Origin of the sequence: Pseudomonas kairouanensis, from assembly GCF_004682055.1 — a bacterium.
Lineage (GTDB): Bacteria > Pseudomonadota > Gammaproteobacteria > Pseudomonadales > Pseudomonadaceae > Aquipseudomonas > Aquipseudomonas kairouanensis.
This window is the reverse complement of record NZ_QUZU01000030.1, coordinates 16,958-35,604: the sequence shown is the minus strand read 5'-3', so window position 1 is coordinate 35,604 and position 18,647 is coordinate 16,958. Positions and strand designations below refer to the sequence as shown.

General features: G+C 61.5%; 19 protein-coding genes. 15 read left to right on the top strand and 4 right to left on the bottom strand.

Annotated features, from left to right (window positions below):
• Positions 1-28 precede the first annotated feature (28 nt).
• A complete protein-coding gene (locus tag DYL59_RS21240; protein ID WP_135290932.1) occupies positions 29-907 on the top strand; it encodes a DMT family transporter in 879 nt (292 codons plus the stop codon).
• Positions 908-1,188: 281 nt separating this feature from the next.
• Positions 1,189-1,686, top strand: a complete 498-nt coding sequence (locus tag DYL59_RS31515; protein WP_193557566.1) for a hypothetical protein — start codon at positions 1,189-1,191, stop codon at positions 1,684-1,686.
• Positions 1,687-1,736: 50 nt separating this feature from the next.
• Here DYL59_RS31515 and DYL59_RS21230 read toward each other — a convergent pair whose 3' ends face one another.
• Together DYL59_RS21230 and DYL59_RS31410 are read right to left on the bottom strand one after the other, a co-directional pair.
• Positions 1,737-2,363, bottom strand: a complete 627-nt coding sequence (locus tag DYL59_RS21230) for a helix-turn-helix domain-containing protein (RefSeq protein ID WP_135290931.1) — start codon at positions 2,361-2,363, stop codon at positions 1,737-1,739.
• A gap of 5 nt (positions 2,364-2,368) precedes the next feature.
• Complete coding sequence (locus DYL59_RS31410) at positions 2,369-2,527, bottom strand: hypothetical protein (RefSeq protein ID WP_167496701.1); 159 nt, start codon at positions 2,525-2,527, stop codon at positions 2,369-2,371.
• Positions 2,528-2,749: 222 nt separating this feature from the next.
• Between DYL59_RS31410 and DYL59_RS21225 the strand changes: the two genes are divergently transcribed.
• The 3 genes from DYL59_RS21225 (at position 2,750) to DYL59_RS21215 (ending at position 6,650) form a co-directional block, all read left to right on the top strand.
• Entirely contained in the window at positions 2,750-4,849 is a 2,100-nt protein-coding gene (locus DYL59_RS21225) for a TonB-dependent receptor family protein (RefSeq protein ID WP_135290930.1), read from the top strand.
• A 329-nt stretch (positions 4,850-5,178) separates the two neighbouring features.
• Positions 5,179-5,721 (top strand): sigma-70 family RNA polymerase sigma factor, encoded by a 543-nt coding sequence (locus DYL59_RS21220; protein ID WP_135290929.1) that lies wholly within the window; start codon positions 5,179-5,181, stop codon positions 5,719-5,721.
• Positions 5,718-6,650, top strand: coding sequence for a FecR family protein (locus DYL59_RS21215; RefSeq protein ID WP_135290928.1), 933 nt, complete (start codon positions 5,718-5,720; stop codon positions 6,648-6,650). The genes DYL59_RS21220 and DYL59_RS21215 overlap by 4 nt, the downstream gene beginning before the upstream one ends.
• Here DYL59_RS21215 and DYL59_RS21210 read toward each other — a convergent pair.
• Positions 6,647-8,452: a sigma-54-dependent Fis family transcriptional regulator gene (locus DYL59_RS21210; protein WP_135290927.1), complete on the bottom strand. Its 1,806-nt coding sequence runs from the start codon at positions 8,450-8,452 to the stop codon at positions 6,647-6,649. The two genes, DYL59_RS21215 and DYL59_RS21210, sit on opposite strands and share 4 nt — an antisense overlap.
• Positions 8,453-8,808: 356 nt before the next feature.
• Here DYL59_RS21210 and DYL59_RS21200 point away from each other — a divergent pair, with 356 nt between their 5' ends.
• From DYL59_RS21200 to DYL59_RS21175, 6 genes are all read left to right on the top strand, one after another.
• Positions 8,809-9,903, top strand: a complete 1,095-nt coding sequence (locus DYL59_RS21200; RefSeq protein ID WP_135290925.1) for an ABC transporter ATP-binding protein — start codon at positions 8,809-8,811, stop codon at positions 9,901-9,903.
• Positions 9,903-11,000: an ABC transporter ATP-binding protein gene (locus DYL59_RS21195; protein WP_135290924.1), complete on the top strand. Its 1,098-nt coding sequence runs from the start codon at positions 9,903-9,905 to the stop codon at positions 10,998-11,000. Before DYL59_RS21200 ends, DYL59_RS21195 begins: the two co-directional genes overlap by 1 nt.
• A complete protein-coding gene (locus tag DYL59_RS21190; protein ID WP_123717733.1) occupies positions 10,997-11,863 on the top strand; it encodes a carbohydrate ABC transporter permease in 867 nt (288 codons plus the stop codon). Before DYL59_RS21195 ends, DYL59_RS21190 begins: the two co-directional genes overlap by 4 nt.
• Before the next feature lie 10 nt (positions 11,864-11,873).
• Positions 11,874-12,674, top strand: a complete 801-nt coding sequence (locus DYL59_RS21185; RefSeq protein WP_065885011.1) for a carbohydrate ABC transporter permease — start codon at positions 11,874-11,876, stop codon at positions 12,672-12,674.
• 11 nt (positions 12,675-12,685) lie between these two features.
• Positions 12,686-12,958 (top strand): DUF2160 domain-containing protein, encoded by a 273-nt coding sequence (locus DYL59_RS21180; protein WP_003232363.1) that lies wholly within the window; start codon positions 12,686-12,688, stop codon positions 12,956-12,958.
• 158 nt (positions 12,959-13,116) lie between these two features.
• Positions 13,117-14,859: an ABC transporter substrate-binding protein gene (locus tag DYL59_RS21175; protein WP_135290923.1), complete on the top strand. Its 1,743-nt coding sequence runs from the start codon at positions 13,117-13,119 to the stop codon at positions 14,857-14,859.
• Between the two features lie 129 nt (positions 14,860-14,988).
• Here the strand turns inward: DYL59_RS21175 and DYL59_RS21170 are convergent, their stop codons facing one another.
• Entirely contained in the window at positions 14,989-15,876 is an 888-nt protein-coding gene (locus DYL59_RS21170) for an AraC family transcriptional regulator (RefSeq protein ID WP_193557570.1), read from the bottom strand.
• A 138-nt stretch (positions 15,877-16,014) separates the two neighbouring features.
• Here DYL59_RS21170 and DYL59_RS21165 point away from each other — a divergent pair, with 138 nt between their 5' ends.
• From DYL59_RS21165 to DYL59_RS21150, 4 genes are read left to right on the top strand one after another with little or no spacing between them, the layout of a single operon-like run.
• The gene (locus tag DYL59_RS21165) at positions 16,015-16,758 is read left to right on the top strand and encodes an SDR family NAD(P)-dependent oxidoreductase (RefSeq protein WP_135290922.1); all 744 of its coding nucleotides are present in this window, start codon (positions 16,015-16,017) and stop codon (positions 16,756-16,758) included.
• Between the two features lie 16 nt (positions 16,759-16,774).
• Positions 16,775-17,176: a VOC family protein gene (locus DYL59_RS21160; RefSeq protein WP_135290921.1), complete on the top strand. Its 402-nt coding sequence runs from the start codon at positions 16,775-16,777 to the stop codon at positions 17,174-17,176.
• Entirely contained in the window at positions 17,173-18,132 is a 960-nt protein-coding gene (locus DYL59_RS21155) for a saccharopine dehydrogenase family protein (RefSeq protein WP_135290920.1), read from the top strand. The genes DYL59_RS21160 and DYL59_RS21155 overlap by 4 nt, the downstream gene beginning before the upstream one ends.
• Before the next feature lie 16 nt (positions 18,133-18,148).
• Entirely contained in the window at positions 18,149-18,607 is a 459-nt protein-coding gene (locus DYL59_RS21150) for a nuclear transport factor 2 family protein (protein ID WP_135290919.1), read from the top strand.
• Positions 18,608-18,647: the final 40 nt, after the last annotated feature.

The window sequence follows — 18,647 nt, the reverse complement described above, 5'->3', positions numbered from 1 at the left end:
CCCAGCTCGTTTTCTCGAAGCCCTTTTCATGACTGCTTATCGCACTGCCCTTACGTCTGCCCATGTCACCGCAATACTGTTTGGCTTGACCGGAATTTTTGGTGCGCTGATTCACGCCAGCGCCAGTGTGATCACCTTCGGCCGTGCGGCGTTTGCCATGCTGGCCCTGGCGGTGTTTGCGCTTTTACAGGGCCGCGCGTTGCTGCGCGGCCTGAACCGCAAGAAACTCTTTATCTACTTCGTCTCGGGGCTGATGCTGGCCGCGCACTGGGTCACGTTTTTCATCGCGATCAAAGTGGGCGGGGTGGCCGTGGCGACCCTGGGGTTTGCCAGTTTCCCAGCCTTTATCACCTTGCTCGACATGGCGGTGTTCCGCGACCGGCCGCACCTGGCCGAATCGCTGTTGCTGTTGCTGGTGACCCTTGGCCTGGTGTTGGTGACGCCTTCGTTTGAACTGGCCAACCAGGGCACCGTGGGCTTGCTGTGGGGCATCGCCTCCGGCTTGTCGTTTGCCTTGTTGGCGATGACCAATCGCCGTGCCACCGATGGCCGCAATGGGGTGCAGGTGGTGTTCTGGCAGAACGCGACCGTGGCGCTGATCATGGCGCCGTTTGCCGTGTTCGACCTGGTGGAGTTGGGGCCTATGGACTGGACCAACCTGGCCATCCTTGGCGTGCTTTGCACTGCGGTGTCCCAGGCGTTGTTCGTCAAGAGCCTCAAGGGCCTCAATGCGCGCAGCGCCGGCATGATCATCTCCCTGGAGCCGGTGTATGCCATTGCCTGTGCCTGGTGGCTGTTTCACGAGGCGCCGTCCTATCGGATGCTGGCGGGCGCAGCGTTGATCGTGCTGGCCATTGTGCTGTCGGCCCAGGGCAAAGGGCATGGGCCTCAGCCGGCGACGGGGTGAAGTGAAGTTTTTTCAGCGCTGTTAGATCGATTATTTCCTTCTGATTGGTCGACATTCCTCATTCGAATATCCATGGCGCCGATTTCATCCATTAAGTGGAGGGAATCGGCGTTATCACGACGAAAGGCACGTTAACGCATCTTGAGTGACTGTTTTGTTCGACTAAGCTTGCCCCCGAGCATCCAAACCTGCTGCTCTGCCGCCGTCTTGCGCCACCGTCGGGCGTCTCTAGAATCGGCCCCAGAACTTAGCCATTTCCTGTCGATTACGGAGTTTCGAACATGATGAATGCAATGCAGATGCCGATGAACACCACCATGCCCATGATGCCGATGATGGGCATGCCGATGATGATGGCCACCATGACATGCGAAATGGCTGGCGACGCCATGATGTGCACCATGAAGCCTGCCGCCGGCATGGACATGGCTCAGTTCAAGACCAACGCCGACATGATGGCGATGATGATGAACTGCGGCATGCCGATGATGATGCAGTGCGCCAACATGGCGATGATGTGCATGTCGGCCGATGCCATGAAGATGATGAAGGACATGAACATGCCGATGATGGGCATGGGCATGGGCATGCCAATGAACTGCATGATGGAATGCACCCTGATGGGTGACAGCATGCAGTGCAAAATGATGCCAATGCCCGGCATGAGCATGGCCATGATGGAAAACTGCTGCATGCTCATGAACAAACTGATGAACGACTGCGCCATGCCGATGATGATGAGCTGCAACGGCATGCCGATGATGTGCTGCACCTGCTGATAGGTCACACGCCATGAAAAACGCCCCGACTCGTCGGGGCGTTTTGCGTTTCAGTCCAGGCGTTCGGGGTAGGTGATCACCAAAAACGCTACGGCCTCGCTGTCTGCGGGGTTGCGGTAGCGGTGGGGCTGGTCGGCGTAGAACAGGATCGAATCGCCGGTGGAGAGCAGATAGCGCTCGTCATTGACGCTCACCTCCAGCACGCCCTGGGCCACCACCAGGTTTTCCTGGATACCGGGGCCATGGCCTTCGGAGACTTCCTCGCCCAACCCGCGCAGGCGAATTTCATAGAATTCGGATTGGCGCGCCGTGTCATAGGGGAACAGCGCACGGCTGATAAATGCGCCGTCGGCACTCACCAGGCGCTTGCTCTGCTGCGCCGGCAGCACCTCCACGCCTTCAAAGGCGCGATCCTCCAGGAACGCCGCCACCGACACCTTCAACCCCTTGGCAATCTTGCACAGCACCTTGATCGACGGCACGCTGCGCCCGGACTCGATTTGCGCCAGCATCGCCCGGCTCACGCCGCAGGCGCGGGCCAAGCCATCCAGCGATAAATGACGCTTGCTGCGCAGGCGTTGCAGGTTGTGGGCGACGCACAGGCTGATCACATCGTCGTCGGTGTTGGGTTTGGGCAGGGGTTCGGGTGGTTCGGGCAGCACATGCAGGAAGTTCATCGGCCTTACGCCCGGCGAGTGTCGCTGGGGGCGCTGGCGTGTGCAGTAAACACCGCAAGCCCGGCACGCGCTGCGTACATCGCCCACATCAACTCGGCCGCGGCACGCGCCTGGCGGCGTTTACGGTGGAGCGTGAGGTCGATGATGGTGGCGGATGTTTGCATGGGTGCGGTCTCATGGGGCGTGGTGAACTCAGTGGTTCTACAGTAATCGTTGCCGGTTATTTCTTTAAATACTGAGTTTGCATGTGGTCATTCGATTTTGGACTTAGAAATAATCCTGGTCCGACGCTGTTGTGGGAAAGCTCTGGTCCGTTAATAAGGAGTGACTTGGCGTGCCTCGCTGCCATCCCATCCCATGCCCCCCGAATCCCAAGGACCTGCCCGATGCTGTTGCGCCAACCTCCGCTGCTGTTTGCCGCCCTGACGTTCAGTTCACTGGTACACGCCGAAGACCTGCAATTGGCCCCGGTGGAAGTCACCAGCAGCGAAGCCAGCGCCGGCGAAATCGCCCAGGCCCAGCTCAAGAGCGTGCCCGGCGGCACCAATTTCATCGACATGAGCAGCGTGGCGCAGGGGCGGGTCAGCACCAACGAGGATGTGTTCAAGTACCAGGCCGGGGTGTACGCCAAGGCGGCGAACAACGAAGGCATCAAGCTCTCCATTCGCGGCTCGGGCCTCAACCGCAGCCCTGGTGCCCACGGTTCGGGCCTGTACGAGATGTTCGACGGCCTGCCGCTGACCGGCCCAGGCGGCACACCCTACGAGTTGAAGGTGCCCTTGTGGCAAAACCACGTCGAAGTGCTGCGCGGTGCCAACGGTTTTGACCAGGGGGCATTGGCCCTGGGTGGCGCGGTCAACTACGTGACCCACACCGGCTACGACGCGCCCAAGCTGCAGTTGCGTTACGAGGTGGGCAGCAAAGGCTACGCCCAGCGCGAGATCAGCTCGGGGCAGGTGTTGGGGGATGCCGACTACTACATCAGCCTCACCGATTCCGAATCCGACGGCTACCAGCGCCAGAGCGCGGCAACAGGCAAGGGCTTTGCGGCCAATTTCGGCTACCGCTTCAGCCCGGAGCTGGAAACCCGTTTCTATATCCGCTACCGCGAAACCACCAACGACACCCCCGGCAAACTCACCCGCGACCAGATCAGCCACGACCCCCGCGCCGCCAACAGCCTCAATGCCGCCCGCGACTCCAAGCGCCTGGAGCCGGGTTCCACCTGGATCGCCAACAAGACCACCTTGCAGCTGGACGACAGCTCGCGCCTGGAGTTCGGCCTGGCGTACCACGACTACCCCATGGACCTGCGCGAAGGCACCATCCGCCTGAAGGTTGCCTACACCGACATCAGCAGCACCCTCAACTACATCCGCCAGGACACGTTGTTTGGGCATGACAGCAAGACCACCGTTGGCTTGCGTACTACCCAGGCGATGCCCAATAACGGCGGTTCGGAATACGTGCGTATTCCGGGCGCCTACGCCCCCGGCACCAAGACCCGCGACTACAGCTACCTGGGCTCCGACACCGTGCTGCATATCGGCAACGACCTGGAGCTGGTGCCCGACCTGTGGCTGACCACCGGCCTGGCCGCGATCTACACCCGTCGCGAAACCGAGGTGAGCTACCCCGAGACGGATGCAAAGGTGAGCCAGCACGCCTGGGACTACGCGCCGCGCATCGGCCTGCGCTGCGACTTCACCCCGCAATTGCAGGTGTACGGCAACCTGAGCCGTTCGGTCGAGCCGCCGCATGCGTGGTCGATGATCTGGGGGTCTGGTAACAAATTCACCACCGGTCCAGCCGCTGGCTATGCCCGCGAAGGCATCAAACTGAAAAACCAGACCGCCACCACTCTGGAAATCGGCGGCCGTGGCGAACAATGGTTCGGCCAGTGGGACCTGGCGCTGTACCGCTCCGAAGTGCGCCACGAACTGCTCACCGTGGAAACCCAGGCGCAAACCGCCACCACCAATGCCGTCACCGCCGAAAACAACGCCAGCCCCACCGTGCACCAAGGTGTCGAACTGAGCCTGCTCAGCCCGCTGTGGGAGGGCGGCCGCAATGGTCGGCTGGCCCTGCGCCAGGCCTACACCTATAGCGACTTCCATTACCGCGACGATGACCGCTTCGGTGGCAACACCCTGCCGGGCATCCCCAAGCACTACTACCAGGCGCAGGTGCGTTATAGCCATCCCACCGGTTTCTACACCAGCCTTAATACCGAGCATTCTTCAAAGGTGGCGGTGGACTACGCCAACTCGTTCTACGCGGCGTCCTACACCCTACTGGGCGCGACCTTCGGTTACGACGCGCCCAAGCAGGATTGGCAGGCATGGGTTGACCTGCGCAACCTGACCAACAAACGCTACGCCAACACCGTTACGCCGGGTTACGACGACAAAGGTCTCGACGCCGCTCGTTCCACCCCAGGCGATGGCCGAGGCATCTACACCGGCGTGTCCTGGGCCTGGCGATGATAAAAATGTGGGAGGGGGCTTGCCCCCGATGGCGGTGTGTCAGCGGCAAATTTTTCGACTGACACTCCCTCATCGGGGGCAAGCCCCCTCCCACAGTTTTGATCTCCATACATCAGTTAGAGAGTGGTTTGCTCTGGCTCTTGATCTTAGGCGCCCTGTTAAACCACGCTGGCCGAACGCAGGCTTGCCGAGGCGGATACCTATACCCATCGCATGCACACCCCCTCCCACCGTTGATTTGTATCAACTTAGAGATCCTTGCCCCCTCGCCGTTTTACTGGCATTGTTCACGCAATTGGTAACACTTCCCATTTGAGACCTTTTTGCGCATGCACAACATTCCGGCCGCGCTCGGCGATTCAGTCCGCCAGCAGACCCTTACGGCGATGTACAGCGAGCACCACGGCTGGTTGCACGGCTGGCTGCGCAGAAAACTCGGTTGTTCCCAGCATGCCGCCGACCTGGCCCACGACGCGTTCATCCGCGTACTCATGCTGGCCGAACCGCAGAACATCCAGGAACCCCGCGCCTTCCTGGCCACCACGGCGGGGCGCCTGCTGATCGACGGGGCCCGTCGTCGCGTTATCGAAAAAGCCTACATGCAAGCCCTGGTGATCCAGTGCGAAGACGCCGGCATGCCCGACCCGGCCGCGATTCACGTAGCGCTGCAAGCCCTGGAGCGCATCGCCGAGATGCTCGCCGGCTTACCTGCCAAGGCTCGTGAAGCCTTCCTGCTCAGTCGCCTCGACGGGCTGACCTACAGCGAAATCGCTACCCAGTTGGGCGTGTCACCCAGCACCGTCAAAAACTATATCTCCAACGCGCTGGTGCACTGCTACCACAGCCTGCATGGGGCGCAACCGCTGGCATGAACACCGAACAGATCATCCAGCAAGCCGCGAATTGGCTGACACGCCTGCACGACGAGGACGTCACCGACGCCGACCGCCGTGCCTTCGACAGCTGGTGCCAGGCCGATCCGCGTCACGCCCTGGCCATCGACCGCATGCGCGGCCTGTGGGGCAGCTTCGACACTGTGCCCGCCAAACCGGCACGCGTCGCCCTCAACCGCGCCTTTGCCCCACGCCGCCCGCGTGGCGCGCAGGTGGCGGGGCTGGTGGGTATGCTCATGTGTGGCTGGTTCGGCCTGGATCACTTGCCGGTGTGGATGGCCGACCAACGCACCAGCGTTGGCGAGCGTCGACAGATTGCCCTTGAAGACGGCAGCCAATTGCAGCTCAACAGCAACTCGGCAGTGGACGTGAAATTCGACGGCCACCAACGGGTGATCGAACTGCTGCAAGGCGAGTTGTGGGTGGACGTGGCCAAGGATGCGCAACGGCCGTTCGTGGTGCGCACCGACCAGGGCACGGCGACCGCGTTGGGCACGCGCTATCTGGTCAAACGCTTAGAGGACGGGACCACCTTGGTGACGGTGATCGAGTCCAGCGTGGCGGTCAAAGGCGACAGCAGCGAAGGGGTCAAGGTCACGGCCGGCCAGCGTGCGATCCTCGATCACGGGCGCGCCCTGACCCCGCAAGCCACCAACAGCAGCGACCCCGACGCCTGGACCCGTGGCCTGCTCAAGGTCAACGACCAACCCCTGGGCGACGTACTGCAAACCCTGGCCAGCTACCGCCACGGCCTGGTGCGTTTCGACCCCCAGGCCCTGCAGAACCTGCGTGTGTCCGGGGTGTTCAAGCTGGACGACACGGCGGCGGCGCTCGCGTCCCTGGCCGACAACCTGCCGATCCAGGTGGAGTACTTCACCGACCTGCTGGTGGTGGTCAAACCGCGCTAGGGTTGGCGCAAACGCTTGTACAACGTATTGCGGCTCACCCCCAGCTCACGGGCCAGGTGGGAGATATTCCCGCCGGCCGCCTTGAGGCGCTGGGTCAGGTCGAGGCTGTCATCCAGGGGGGCGCCAGTTGGCAGCGTTGCCAGCAGGTTCAAATCCACAAAAAAATCATCCGGCAGGTGCTCTCGGCGAATCGGCTGTTCCTCGGCCATCGCCAACGCCACCTGCAACACGCTGCTGACCTGGCGCAAATTGCCCGGCCATGGGTGTTGCTCGAATAACGTCAACACCTCGGCGCTCAGCCCGGCCCATTGGGTAGGGGCGCGGTGTTGCTGCCACAGTTGCTGGAACAGGGCGCGCTTGTCGGTACGCTCGCGCAATGGCGGCAGCTCCAGGGTCAGGCCGCCGATGCGGTAGTACAAATCCTCACGAAAGCGTCCGGCGTGCACCCATTCCCGCAGGGCGCGGTTAGTGGCCGAGATGATGCGCAAATCCACCGGGAACAACTCGCTGCTGCCCACCGGTTGCACGCAACGCTCCTGCAATACCCGCAACAAACGGGCCTGGGTCGGCAGGGGCATATCGCCGATCTCATCGAGAAACAGCGTGCCCTTGTCGGCCTTGCGGATCAGGCCAATGCTGCCTTTTTGATTGGCGCCAGTGAACGCACCTTTTTCGTAGCCGAACAGTTCCGATTCCACCAGCTCCGCCGGGATCGCCGCACAGTTCACGGCGATAAACGCCTGCTGGCTGCGGGAACTGGCCTGGTGCAGGGCTTTGACGAACAGCTCTTTGCCCACCCCGGTTTCGCCGTGGATGAGCAATGGAATGTCCTTTTCCAACAAACGCTCGGCCTGGCGCACGGCTTTCTCTACGCGCACATCGCCAAAATGCAGGGTCTGGAGGCCAATGGGCGCAGGCTTTGGCGGCTCCTTGAACACGCGTGCTTGCACTGGCACATGCTGGGGCCGCCTCAACAGGCACTGGAAGCGATTGCGTCCTGCCGCCTGCAACGAAAACGGCAAGCCTTCGGGCTGGTTGAGCAACTCCAGCAGCGACACCTTGAACAGACTGTCGATCATCACCCGCGACAAGCTGATGCCCAGCAAATTGTCGGCGCGACGATTGGCCGACAGCACCTGGCCGCTTTCATCAAAAATCAGCAGGCCCGCCCACTGGCTGTCCAGGTTGCTCAGGCCGGTATTGAAGGTCAGTTGGAAATGCTCGCCGCGAAACAGGTTGAGGATCAGCCGGTTTTCAACCGTCTGGCTCATCATCTTGACCATGCCCAAGGTGTGGGACGGCGGCAGGTAGCTGTCGCTGGACACATCCAGCACCGCAATGATCTCGCGCTGGGCATCGAAGATCGGCGCGGCGGAGCCGGTCATGAAGCGGTTGGCCTTGAGAAAGTGCTCATCGTGCTCGATATGCACCGCCTGCGCACAGGCCAGCGCGGTGCCGATGGCATTGGTGCCGCTGGAGCGCTCCTGCCAGCTGGCACCGGGGGTGAAGCCACGGGCCAGCTTCGGCTCGATAAAGCGCTGGGTGCCCCACGAGGTCAGCACCTGGCCCTGGTTGTCGGCCAGCATGATCAGGCAGTTGGAATTGCTCAGGATGTTCTCGTAGTAAGGCAGCACTTCCTGGTGGGTGGTCTGCACCAGGGAATGCTGGCTTTCCAGCAACTGGCTGATGCCCTCGGCGGGGAGCTGGTCGAAGCTGGGCGTGCTTTGGTGGTCCAGGCCAAAGGCGCGGCAGCGGCGCCAGGATTCCTGGATGAGGGTGTCGTGAGACAAGGGTTCGGCCATGGGGCGACCTTCGTTTTTATTGTTATGGGGGCCTTGCACAATCCAACGATTGAAACCGGATCAAAATGTGGGAGCGGGCTTGCTCGCGAAAGCGGACTGTCAGTCACCAGGTGCATTGACTGATCTACCGCATTCGCGAGCAAGCCCGCTCCCACATTTGTCCTGTGTTGGTCGTGAGAGTGTTGTTCAGAACTGTTCATTGTCAACCCCGCAACTGTTCAGTTGTTCACCCGAAGTGTTCACTCCCGAACATCCCGTTTCCCCCATTTCCTTACACATCAAGCCCTTGGCGTTTTGGCACGAAACTCGCTCTGACGAATGGCCAGATTCATTCCAATAATAAAAAAGGTCGTGTCATGTCATTGACCCTGGAACATGTCTCCCGCGTCGTAGAAGGGCAAACCTGGATTGACGACGCCACCCTGCGTTTCGAAGCCGGTTCCTTCAACGTGTTGCTCGGCCGCACCCTGTCGGGCAAGACCAGCCTGATGCGCCTGATGGCCGGCCTGGACAAACCCGACAGCGGCCGCATCCTGATGAATGGCGTGGACGTCACGCAAAAGCCGGTACGCCTGCGCAACGTGTCGATGGTGTATCAGCAGTTCATCAACTACCCCACCATGACCGTGTTCGAGAACATCGCCTCGCCGTTGCGCCAGGCCGGTGTGGCTAAGGAGGTCATCCAGAGCAAGGTGCTGGAAACCGCCAGGATGCTGCGCATCGAGAAGTTCCTGCAGCGCCACCCGCTGGAGCTGTCCGGCGGCCAGCAGCAACGCACGGCCATGGCTCGGGCCCTGGTGAAAGACGCCGAACTGATCCTGTTCGATGAGCCCCTGGTGAACCTGGACTACAAACTGCGCGAAGAACTGCGTCAGGAAATGCGCGAGTTGTTCAAGGCGCGCCATACCATCGCCATCTACGCCACCACCGAACCCAACGAAGCCCTGGCCCTGGGCGGCACCACCACCATCCTCCACGAAGGCCGGGTGATCCAGAGCGGCAAGGCCGCCGAGGTCTACCACCAACCGCAGACCGTGCTGGCCGCCGAGCTGTTTTCCGAGCCGCCGATCAACCTGATGCCAGGGCGTATCAGCGGCAACGAAGTCAGCTTTGCCAATTTCGTGCACTTCCCGCTGAACGTCGATTTGCGCCCCATCGGCGAAGGCGAGTTCCGCTTTGGCGTGCGCCCCAGCCACATCAGCCTGGTGCCCAGCAACGACGATGACCTGGAACTGGCCGTCACCGTGGAGGTGGCCGAGATCAGTGGCTCGGAAACCTTCCTGCATGTGCGCAGCGAGCACTTCCTGCTGGTGTTGCACCTGCCCGGCGTGCACGAGTACGACGTCGATGCGCCGATTCGCGTGTACATCCCCACCCATAAACTCTTTGTGTTCGATGGCCAGGGCCGCTTGGTCCAGGCCCCCGGGCGCCGTGTCGCGAGGGTTGCCTGATGGCCGAGATCCATTTGCAGAACCTGGCCCACAGTTACAGCCCTACGCCTAGCGGCCCTGAGGACTACGCCATACGCGCAATGAATCATATTTGGGAGCAGGGCGGGGCCTACGCCTTGCTGGGGCCGTCCGGCTGCGGCAAGTCGACCTTGCTCAATATCATCTCCGGCTTGCTGAGCCCGTCCGAAGGCCAAGTGCTGTTCGATGCCAAGGTGGTCAACGACCTCACTCCGGAAAAACGCAATATCGCCCAGGTGTTCCAGTTCCCGGTGGTGTACGACACCATGACCGTGTTCGATAACCTGGCATTCCCCCTGCGAAACCAGGGCATGGCCGAGGCGAAAATTCACAGCAAGGTGCAGGAAATCGCCGAAGTCCTTGACCTGCAAAACCTGCTGAACAAGAAAGCCCGCAACCTCACCGCCGACGAAAAACAGAAAGTCTCCATGGGCCGTGGCCTGGTGCGCGACGACGTGTCGGCGATCCTGTTCGATGAACCGCTCACCGTGATCGACCCGCACCTGAAGTGGAAACTGCGGCGCAAGCTCAAGCAGATCCACGAGCAGTTCAACATCACCATGGTCTACGTCACCCACGATCAGCTGGAGGCCTCGACCTTCGCCGACAAGATCGCGGTGATGTACGGCGGGCAGATCGTGCAGTTCGGCACCCCGCGCGAGCTGTTCGAACGACCCAGTCACACCTTTGTCGGCTATTTCATCGGCAGCCCTGGGATGAATCTGATCGAAGTGCAGGCCGAGGCGGGTGGGGTGCGTTTTGCCAATACCCATCTGCCGCTGTCCCAGGCCTTGCAGCAACGCCTCAGCGAGACGGACTACACGACACTGCAGGTGGGCATCCGCCCGGAATTTATCCACGTCTGGGACGAGTACAACCCCGACGCCCTGCAAGCCGACGTCACACACCTGGAAGACCTTGGCACCTACAAGATCATGACCCTCAACCTTGACGGCGCCCCGTTGAAAGTGCGCCTGGCCGAAGACAAACCGGTACCCGACGGCAGGGCGTCCATCAGCTTCCCCGCGCAATGGCTGATGCTCTACGCCGACGACTACCTGCTGGAGGTGCAGCCATGAACAAGGTGCAGAACAACAAGGCCTGGTGGCTGGTATTGCCGGTGTTTTTGCTGGTGGCCTTCAGCGCGGTGATCCCGATGATGACCGTGGTCAACTACTCGGTGCAGGACATTTTCGACCAATCCAGCCGTTATTTCGTCGGCGCGGATTGGTACAAGCAAGTACTGCTGGACCCACGGCTGCATGACTCATTGCTGCGCCAGTTCATCTACTCGGCCTGCGTGCTGCTGATCGAAATTCCGTTGGGCATCGCCATCGCCCTGACCATGCCCACCAAGGGCCGCTGGTCTTCGCTGGTGCTGATCATCCTGGCCATTCCGCTGCTGATTCCGTGGAACGTGGTGGGCACTATCTGGCAGATCTTTGGCCGCGCCGACATTGGTTTGCTGGGTTCAAGCCTTAACGCGATGGGCATCAGCTACAACTATGCGGCCAACACCGCGGACGCCTGGGTCACCGTGCTGGTGATGGATGTATGGCACTGGACTTCGCTGGTGGCGCTGCTGTGCTACTCGGGCCTGCGGGCGATTCCGGATGTGTACTACCAGGCCGCGCGGATCGATCGCGCATCGGCCTGGGCGGTATTCCGACATATCCAGTTGCCGAAGATGAAAAGCGTGCTGTTGATCGCGGTGATGCTGCGCTTCATGGACAGCTTCATGATCTACACCGAGCCCTTTGTGCTCACCGGCGGCGGGCCGGGGAATGCCACCACGTTCCTGAGTCAGACGCTTACCCAGATGGCTGTAGGCCAATTTGACCTGGGGCCGGCGGCGGCGTTTTCTCTGGTGTACTTCCTGATCATCCTGTTGGTGTCCTGGCTGTTCTACACCGCCATGACCCACTCCGACGCCAACCGCTGAGGCCGCCAACATGAGCAAGCGCAAGGTTATCCCGCTGCTGGTCTACATCCTGTTTTTGCTGGTGCCGATCTACTGGCTGTTGAACATGTCGTTCAAGAGCAACACCGAAATCCTCGGCGGGCTGACGCTGTTTCCGCAGGACTTCACCCTGGCCAACTACAAGGTGATCTTCACCGACCCGAGTTGGTACACCGGCTACCTCAACTCGCTGTACTACGTGAGCCTGAACACGGTGATCTCGCTGAGTGTGGCGTTGCCGGCAGCCTATGCGTTTTCGCGCTATCGCTTCCTGGGTGACAAGCACCTGTTCTTCTGGCTGCTGACCAACCGCATGGCGCCACCGGCGGTGTTCTTGCTGCCGTTTTTCCAGCTGTATTCGTCCATTGGCTTGTTCGACACCCATATCGCCGTGGCCCTGGCCCACTGCTTGTTCAACGTGCCGTTGGCGGTGTGGATTCTTGAAGGCTTCATGTCGGGTGTGCCCAAGGAAATTGACGAAACCGCCTACATCGACGGCTACTCTTTCCCTAAGTTCTTCGTGAAGATTTTTATCCCGTTGATCGGCTCCGGCATCGGCGTGACGGCGTTTTTCTGCTTCATGTTTTCCTGGGTCGAGTTGCTGCTGGCGCGCACCCTGACCTCGGTCAACGCCAAGCCGATTGCGGCGGTGATGACCCGCACGGTTTCGGCCTCGGGCATCGATTGGGGCGTGCTGGCAGCGGCGGGGGTGTTGACCATCCTGCCGGGCATGCTGGTGATCTGGTTTGTTCGTAACCATGTGGCCAAGGGCTTTGCCCTGGGCCGGGTCTAGAGGAATCGATGATGGAATGGATGGCCTGGACCACCCCCACTGCACTGTTCTTTGGCGGCATCGCCCTGATTCTGGCGGGCATGACCACTTGGGAACTGCGTTCGCCGAGCATCCCCCGGCGCGGTTTTTTACCGATCAGCACCACCCGTGGTGATCGCTTGTTTATCGGTCTTCTCGGCAGCGCTTACCTGCATTTGCTGGTGATCGGCGTTACCGACTGGAGCATCTGGGTGGCGTCCGCGCTGTCCCTGGTATGGCTGTTGAGTGTGATGCGCTGGGGCTAGTGCTGCTTCCCCAGTAGGAGCGAGCTTGCTCGCGAAAACCGCCAACGATAACGCGTGCACCCTGATTCAACGCGTTGTCCTTGCGTGCTTCGCGAGCAAGCTCGCTCCTACAGGGTGTGGCGGCTGTAGCTCTTTTTGAAATTAACCAGGAGGTCTCTATGTTGAATAAGAACAATAAGCTGCGACATAGCATTTCATTGGCCGCCGTATTGGCCCTCAGCGGTTTGAGCGCCTCGGCCTGGGCCGATGCGTATGAAGATGCCGCAAAAAAATGGATCGGCAGCGAATTCAAACCCTCCACCCTCACGGCCGAGCAGCAGCTTGAAGAACTCAAGTGGTTTATCAAGGCCTCGGAGCCGTTCCGTGGGATGAAGATCAACGTGGTGTCAGAAACCCTCACCACCCACGAGTACGAATCCAAGGTGCTGGCCAAGGCCTTCAGTGAAATCACCGGGATCAAGCTCACTCACGACCTGCTGCAGGAAGGCGACGTGGTGGAAAAGCTGCAAACCCAGATGCAGTCGGACAAGAACATCTATGACGGCTGGGTCAACGACTCTGACTTGATCGGCACACATGTGCGTTACGGCAAGACCGAATCCCTCACCGATCTGATGGCCAATGAAGGCAAGGACTACACCTCGCCGACCCTGGACCTGAAGGACTTTATCGGCATTTCCTTTACGACAGGTCCCGACGGCAAGGTTTACCAGCTGCCCGACCAGCAGTTCGCCAACCTCTACTGGTTCCGCGCCGACTGGTTCGAGCGTGCCGACCTCAAAGCCAAGTTCAAGGAAAAGTACGGCTATGAACTGGGCGTACCGGTGAACTGGTCAGCCTATGAAGACATCGCTAAGTTCTTCAGCGAAGACGTCAAGGAAATCGACGGCAAGCGCATCTACGGGCACATGGACTACGGCAAGAAAGACCCGTCCCTGGGCTGGCGCTTCACCGATGCCTGGTTCTCCATGGCCGGTGGCGGCGACAAGGGCTTGCCCAACGGCTTGCCGGTGGACGAGTGGGGCATTCGCGTGGAGGACTGCCACCCGGTGGGCTCCAGCGTCACCCGTGGCGGCGACACCAACGGCCCGGCCGCAGTGTATGCAACGCAAAAATACGTGGACTGGATGAAGGCCTACGCACCACCGGAAGCGGCGGGCATGACCTTCTCCGAATCGGGCCCGGTGCCGTCACAAGGCAACATCGCCCAGCAGATCTTCTGGTACACCGCGTTTACCGCCGACATGGTCAAGCCGGGCCTGCCAGTGGTGAACGCCGACGGCACGCCGAAATGGCGCATGGCGCCGTCGCCGGTCGGACCTTACTGGGAAAAGGGCATGAAAAAGGGCTATCAGGACGTAGGCTCCTGGACCTTCCTCAAGTCGACGCCGGAGAAACAGAAACTCGCGGCCTGGCTTTACGCGCAGTTCGTGACCTCCAAAACCGTCTCGCTGAAAAAAACCATCGTCGGCCTGACGCCGATTCGTGAGTCCGACATCAACTCCCAGGCCATGACCGACATGGCGCCCAAACTCGGGGGCCTGGTGGAGTTCTACCGCAGCCCGGCGCGCACCGAATGGTCGCCCACCGGCACCAACGTGCCGGACTACCCGCGCCTGGCACAACTGTGGTGGAGCAACATCGCTGCTGCCGCCAGCGGCGAGAAAACCCCGCAGCAAGCGCTGGACAACCTGGCCAAAGAGCAAGACGCCATCATGACGCGCCTGGAACGCTCCAAGGTGCAACCGGTGTGCGGCCCGAAAATGAACCCCGAGCGTGACGCGCAATACTGGTTCGACCAGCCGGGCGCGCCCAAGCCGAAACTGGCGAATGAGAAGCCAAAAGGCGAGACCGTGGCTTACGGTGACTTGCTTAAGCAGTGGGAGGCGGCGCGCAAATAGTCACTTTGAAATACTAACTACCAAACGAAGCAGAGCAACTGTGGGAGGGGGCTTGCTCCCGATAGCGGTGTATCAGTCGACAGATTAATTGACTGGTATACCGCTATCGGGAGCAAGCCCCCTCCTGCATTACCGACCTTTGTTCGCCGCCAGAATCCGCGCCGTATCCCGCGCCGGCGGCAAGCCAAACACCCGCGCGTAATCGCGGCTGAACTGAGTTGCGCTTTCATACCCCACCTCAAACGCCGCACTGGTTACGTTGCTCGCGCTGGCCACCATCAACGTGCGCGCCTGCAACAGCCGCACGCGTTTCTGATACTGCAACGGGCTTAGGTTCGTCACCGCCTTGAAGTGCCGGTGAAACGCCGAAACACTCATCGCCGCCTTCTCGGCCAGTGCCTCCACGCGGATCGGCTCGGCAAAGTCACGACGAATCCACTGGATCGCCCGGCTGACCCGTGCCATCGCGGTATCCGGCGCGGCAATCTCGCGCAGCATCCAGCCATGGGGGCCTTGCAATACGTGGTAGAGAATTTCCCGTTCATACGCAGGTGCCAATGCAGCAATCGCCACCGGGTCGCCCATCAGGCGCAGCATGCGTACCCAGGCGTCCATCAACGCAGGGGTGACGGCCGCCACCGAAAACCCCGCCTCCTGTTCGCAGCGTCCGCTGGGGGCGGGCAGGTCGTTGAGCAGGGTGGTGAGCACGGTCGGGTCCAGGGTCAGGCTCACTGCCAGGTACGGTTCACCGCTGCTCGCCGGGTTCACCACGCCCACGGCGGGTAGCTCGATGGACATCACAAAATAGGTCGCCGGGTCGTAATGCAACGTGCGATCACCCACGGTCATGCACTTACTGCCTTGCAGGATCAGGTTGATCATGGGGTCGTAGACCGCTGCGAGCATATGCTCCGGAATCGCCCCCTGGACCATGGCCACCCGTGGGATGCCGGTCTCGGTGCGGCGGTTTTCGGCGCTTGCGGCCAGGGCGCGCAGTTCGATCAATTGAGTATTCATGCTGGCCATGCTGTTCCTTCCTACGACGCTTGCGCAAGCAAAAAGCAGAAACAGGCAGGATTGGAGTAGGAACGGCTGAGTGTCGGGGTAGGGCGATGGCTACTGTGGTCACTCAACTTTCCAACAGTGGAGTAGGCCATGAGCGTCATCGTGATTACCGGAGGCAGCCGCGGGATCGGCGCCAGTACCGCCGAGCTGTGTGCCCGCCAGGGGCATGGCGTGATCCTTACCTACAACCGTCATCCGGAGGCGGCGCAGGCAGTGGTGCAGCGTATCGAGGCCGCTGGTGGTAAGGCGGTGGCGCTGCAACTGGATGTGGCCAACGTCAGCACCTTTGCAGCCTTCCATGACGCTGTGCTGCAAGCCCTGCACACCACCTGGGGCGTGAACACCCTGAGCGGCCTGGTGAACAACGCCGGCTACGGCCTGTTCAACCCGCTGCAATCGGTGACCGAGGCGCAGTTCGACGGCCTGTTCAACGTGCATCTAAAAGGCCCGTTTTTCCTCACCCAAACCCTGCTGCCGCTGCTGGAGGAACACGCCAGCATCGTCAACCTCACCAGTGCCACAACCCGCGTCGCCACCGCTGGCGTTGCACCCTACGCTGCATTCAAGGGTGGCCTGGACGTACTCACCCGCTACATGGCCAAGGAGTTCGGCGAACGACGCATCCGCGCCAACGCCGTGTCCCCCGGCGCCATCCGCACCGAGCTGGGCGGCGGCTTGAACGATGAGTTCGAAGCCCTGCTGGCCGGGCAAACCGCCCTCGGGCGGGTTGGCGAGCCAGAAGACGTGGCGCGGGTCATTGCGATGCTGCTCTCGGAAGACGGCCGCTGGATCAACGCCCAGACCCTCGAAGTCGCGGGCGGCTACATCATCTGAATCAGGAGGCCACACGATGCTCGATCATCTGTTTATTTCAGTCAGTGATATTCAGCGCTCCATCCGCTTCTACGAAGCCACCCTGACGCCCCTGGGCATCACCGCACGCCTGGACTATGACGGCAAGGACGGCCCACCCGGCCATCCGGACCTCAAAGGCTTTGGCGCCAATGGGCGGATGTTCTTCTGGCTGCGCGAAGGCGTGGTGCAAGGGCGGGCGGTGCATGTGGGCTTTGTCGCCAACAACCGCGCCGAGGTGGAACAGGCCTACGCCGCTGCCCTGGCGAACGGCGCCACCGACAACGGCGCCCCCGGTGCGCGCCTGCACTACGACCCCAACTACTACGCCGCCAACGTGCTCGACCCGGACGGCTACAGCCTCGAATTCGTCTACAAGAACTGGCAGCACAGCGCATGAAAACCTTGATGATCTACGGCGCCACCGGCTACACCGGGCGCATGGCCGCCGCACACGCCAAACAACTCGGACTGAACCTGGTGCTTGCCGGTCGCAACGCCGAGCGGCTGGCGGCGCTGGCTTCAGCACTGGACGCGCCGTATCGCGTATTCACCCCGGATGCCAGCCAGCTCGACGGCATCGACGTCCTGCTCAACTTTGCCGGTCCTTTTGCGCAAACCGCCGACGCCCTGATGCGCGCCTGCATCGCCAGCGGCACCGACTACCTGGACATCACCGCCGAAATCAACGTGTACCGCCTGGCCGAGCAACTCGGCGCCGGGGCGGACGTGATGTTGCTGCCTGGCGTGGGCTGGGACGTGGTGCCCACCGATTGCCTGGCCATGCATGTGGCCAGCCGCGTATCGCAGCCGCAGTCACTGAAAATCGCTTTGCAGGTGCCTGGCGCCATGTCTCGGGGCTCGGCCATGAGTGTCGGCGAAATCATCGGCGCCGGCGTGATGGCGCGCATCGATGGGCAACTGGTTGCCACCCCCGATGCACCGGCGCAGCACCTGGACTTCGGCGACGGCCCGGCGTTGTGTGCGCCACTGTCCTTTGGTGATTTGGTCACCGCGTGGCATTCCAGCGCCATCCCGAATATCCAGATGTTCGTGCATATCACCGGCGAAGCCTTCCCCGAAGGCGACCTGTCGCTACTGCCCGACGGCCCCACGCAAGACCAGCGCGATGCCCATCGTGCTCGCGCCGTGGCTGAAGTCACAGGCCTGGATGGCACGGTTGCGCGCTCGGTGATCGAGACCGTCAACGGCTACAGCTACACCCCGCTGGCCGCCGTGGAAGCAGCTCGTCGCGTGCTCGCTGGCGAACGCCGCCGCGGTTTTGAAACCCCGGCTCGGCTGTTCGGTGTGGGCTTTGCCCAGACCATCGGCGGCACGCGCATTACCGATTATTGAACCCAGGAAGTGCACCATGACTGATCTTAAAACAGCCGCCGAACGATTGGCGGTCATCGACACCCTGCATCGCTTCGCGGCGGGAATCGACCTCAAAGACTCGGCGTTGCTCGCGTCGGCATTCACCCTCGACGCCGTCTCGGACTTTCGCCCGGCCGCCGCGAAGGCCGGGTTCGAATACCCGGTGCTGGAAGGGCGTGACGCCATCGTCGCCGCGTTGTCGGCGGCCCTCGGGCCACTCGACACCACCCACTCCGTGAGCAACGCGAGGGTGACCCTCGATGGCAGCCATGCGCGCCTGGATGCCCTGGTGGAGGCGCAACATGTGCCGCAAAGCGATCCGTCGCGCCATTACCTGATGAAGAACCGGTATGACGTCAAGTTGGTGCGCGAGGGCAGTGAATGGCGGATCCAGCGCGTGACCGTGGATAACGTGTGGCGCACGGGCGACATCGCCGTGCTTGCAGGTATCTGACAACCCCGTGGCGAGGGAGCAAGCCCCCCTTGCCACACGG